Source organism: Endozoicomonas sp. ALE010 (genome assembly GCF_049310165.1).
Classification (GTDB): Bacteria; Pseudomonadota; Gammaproteobacteria; order Pseudomonadales; family Endozoicomonadaceae; genus Endozoicomonas.
This window is the reverse complement of record NZ_JBLYNV010000155.1, coordinates 1-2,674: the sequence shown is the minus strand read 5'-3', so window position 1 is coordinate 2,674 and position 2,674 is coordinate 1. Positions and strand designations below refer to the sequence as shown.

Sequence of the window (2,674 nt, the reverse complement as noted above, 5' to 3'; positions counted from 1 at the left end):
TGAAGGAGTCACCCTCTGCATGTTGCTGGTAGTTCTCCAGGGCAACGGTCATCACTGCCAGCTCTTTGGAGGAGAGGGTTTCAAAGGGGCTGGCCAGTTGTTCCAGTTCAGTGACGATGACATCGCTTTCGTCTTCGGCGTCCTCAGGAATTTCGATCAGGATGTTGCCGATGAGTAGATTTACAGGAAGACGATTTTCGTCGTAAAGGGAATTTCTTTCAGTATCATTTTCTGTTTGAGTATCAATACAATGCCAAAGGGATTCGGAGAATTGATGAATCTCGCTCAGGATGTTTTTCTTGGTCTCGCAGCTTCGACGGATCAATTCACTTTGTTGCAATTCCAGTGTTGAAATTTGCTTGCGCAACTCTACTAACTGATTGTGGTTTTCCAACTCCTGCTCCGCCAATAATTTAATATTTGAAATAGCCTGCTGCCTTTCTTTGTCCATGGTTCTCTTCTCGATCCGAACTATAGTGCTGTTGTTGGAATAAATAGTGAATCCAATATGGATTCATGTCAATACCTAATAGGTACAAATTTTTTTATTCATGGAATCCTGCTTGGTTTTGATTAGCCGTAGACGATCTGAAAAGGGTGACGGAAAAGGATTTAACTGTTTTTATATAGGCGTCAAAACAGTTCAGAAAAACCAGCAGTTAAGTGTAGAGATGGCAGGTAGGAAGCGATGATTGGGCAGAACATAAAGATGTTGAGAGAAGGGAAGAGCTGGAGTCAGGAGCAGCTATCAAAGGAATTGCATTCCTTAACGGGGCGTAGAATTACACAGCAAAGTATCGCCCAAATAGAAAATGGTCAGACAAATAATCCCCGCTATTTGGAGGATTTCGCCAAAGTCTTTGGGGTTACTGAAAGTCATATCCGCTTTGGAGAAGCTGACGCCACTGACTTGCAGGTCGATGAAAGGAGCGAATTTTCCAGGCGTCTGAATGAAGCCCTGGACAACATCGGTTTTCCTGCAAAAGGTAAAGGGAGACAAATGGAGCTTGGGAAGCTATTTGGTATATCCCAGCATGCCGCCCGGAAGTGGCTGGAGGGAGAAGCGATACCCCATACCAAGAGACTTCCGGACATTGCAGACAAACTGAAAGTCAATGCCGAGTGGCTATTAAGTGGTCGTGATGGTGGAGATGAACTTTCCAATAAGGAAATGGCCCAGGAGCTTCTGAAAGAGTTGAAGATCATCAGTCAGCGTCAATCAGCTATTGAGAAAACTATGAGCCGCTTATACCACCAGGTGTCAGCTATTCAGATCGGTCAGGTGGAAGTTGAACAAAAGCTTGATGAACTGCTTGGCAGTGTCGTCAAACATAAGTGAGTTTTTAATCAAAGCTCATGGTTGTACCAATAACTACACCGCAAATATCACCATCCCTTGGAAACTTCTGCGTAACATACTGAGGATTCAAGGGTTTAAGGTAGAGGGTACTTCCGTCTTTTACCAGCTGCTTGAAGGTTACCTCATCACTATCAGGCATTCGTACAATCACGTAATGGCCGGGCATGGCCTCCCTGGCGGGATCAACAATAATCCTGCAACCAGGTAAAAAAGACATTTGTCCACTATGCGGCGACACCATTGAGTCGCCTTTTACTGCCAGGGCGTAAGCACTGGTACTAAGTCGACCAAAATAGGCTACATGTTCGGTGGTGTCATCAACGGGAGGGAATGGCCCGCCAGAATCACAAAAAGCTCCTGCCTGGACCCAGGAAAGTACAGGGACGTGTCGAGCCGTTTCAATATCGTATCCTGCCAGCACCAGGTCAGCAGATGTCGACAGGGTCTTAATGTCATGCACCGACTCATGAAAAGAATCCAGCCAGCCAATCGGCTTACCGCATACCTCTTCAATTTCTCTGGCAACTTTTGAGCCGATGCCCCTGGTGGGATTCTTTCCCATAAAGCGACTGACATTACTGTGAGTGCGACCAATTGCATCTGCAAAAGCGCTCAAGCTCTTGAAAGTTGCCGCAAGCAAGCGAGCGTTGTGACGTCTTATTTGTTGTATATCCATGCGGAATATTAAAACGGTTTGTACCTTTATGGTATATATCCAAAAAGGATTTTTTTGTTTGTAAAAATAAAACCAAATAGGTACAGTTACAGCATGAAACTAATAACTTATTACAAACAGCTCAATGCTGAACAAAAAAGGGCTCTGGCTAAGAATGTCGGTACATCCCTGGCTTACCTGCGCCATTTAGCGCACGGGCGAAAAATGGCTAGCCACAAGCTAGTCAAAAAAATCGTAACAGCCACTGATGGAAAAGTTACACGACAAGAACTTCGTCCAGATATCTACGGCTAAATAAGGCAGGAGGTGTTTATGAATAGTGGGTTAATGGCTATTTTTTCCCCGCAAAGGACATCCCTCACTACACCCTCTCTAACACCGGATACCCAGTAGACATAAAGAAAAACCCCGCACTGCGCCAACAGGATACGGGGTTTTCAAGGAAGAGAGTTGATCATGACATATTTATTTTTCAGGGGGAAGCATGGCCATACTTTTCGGGGCATCGCCTGACTTTGCCCGGCAGTTCGCCCATGCAATGAACGATGCCGGCCTTCGTGGTCCCGAGCTTCCTGTTGCCGATGGTAAAATCCAGCGTTTCCATGTGGAGGGCGACAAACCCGGCAAGAAGAACGGCT

The 2,674-nt window shown here is 45.7% G+C and carries 4 protein-coding genes; 2 read left to right on the top strand and 2 right to left on the bottom strand.

Annotated elements, in window-relative coordinates:
- The coding region (locus ACO6UY_RS24330; RefSeq protein WP_422491627.1) for a hypothetical protein at window positions 1-451 on the bottom strand (451 nt) is incomplete at its 3' end.
- A 237-nt stretch (window positions 452-688) separates the two neighbouring features.
- Here ACO6UY_RS24330 and ACO6UY_RS24325 point away from each other — a divergent pair.
- Complete coding sequence (locus ACO6UY_RS24325; RefSeq protein WP_422460284.1) at window positions 689-1,339, top strand: helix-turn-helix domain-containing protein; 651 nt, start codon at window positions 689-691, stop codon at window positions 1,337-1,339.
- A 4-nt stretch (window positions 1,340-1,343) separates the two neighbouring features.
- Here ACO6UY_RS24325 and ACO6UY_RS24320 read toward each other — a convergent pair whose 3' ends face one another.
- Window positions 1,344-1,922, bottom strand: a complete 579-nt coding sequence (locus ACO6UY_RS24320; RefSeq protein WP_422460282.1) for a LexA family protein — start codon at window positions 1,920-1,922, stop codon at window positions 1,344-1,346.
- A gap of 207 nt (window positions 1,923-2,129) precedes the next feature.
- On the opposite strand from ACO6UY_RS24320, the gene ACO6UY_RS24315 reads away from it, so the two are divergent.
- Window positions 2,130-2,330 carry a transcriptional regulator gene (locus ACO6UY_RS24315; protein WP_422460280.1) on the top strand — a complete coding sequence of 67 codons (201 nt, stop codon included), beginning with the start codon at window positions 2,130-2,132 and terminating at the stop codon, window positions 2,328-2,330.
- Window positions 2,331-2,674 lie beyond the last annotated feature (344 nt).